This window comes from Methylobacterium nigriterrae (genome assembly GCF_037106235.1).
GTDB lineage: Bacteria > Pseudomonadota > Alphaproteobacteria > Rhizobiales > Beijerinckiaceae > Methylobacterium > Methylobacterium nigriterrae.
Genome location: NZ_JBAWTG010000627.1, coordinates 1 through 359 on the forward strand (window position 1 = coordinate 1; position 359 = coordinate 359).

Sequence of the window (359 nt, forward strand, 5' to 3'; positions counted from 1 at the left end):
TGCCGGCGCCTGTGCGCGATCACCTCGGGCATCAGCTGCAGGGCTTCTACGCCGCGATCCTGGCCGAGGCGCAGCCTCAGCGGCATCTCGATCTGATTGCGCAGTTCAATGCGGCGCTGATGGCTCAGGGCGATGCGTTCGCCTCTCAGTTTCGCGACGGCCTCCTTGCGGCTTTGCCGGGTCTGCGCGCCTTCGCGATGTCCTTGGTCGTGGACTCCTCCCGCGCAGAGGATCTCGTGCAGGAGACGTTGGTCAAAGCTTGGGCCAACCAGCATCGCTTCCGGCCGGGCTCGAACCTGATGGCGTGGCTGATCACGATCCTGCGCAACCAGTTCTACACCGAGTGTCGCAAGCGCAAG

Annotated in this window: 1 protein-coding gene; it reads left to right on the forward strand. The window is 64.6% G+C overall.

Annotation, left to right across the window (positions count from 1 at the left end; translation table 11 throughout):
- The coding region (locus WDW90_RS38515) for a sigma factor (RefSeq protein WP_431311219.1) at nt 1-359 on the forward strand (359 nt) is incomplete at both ends.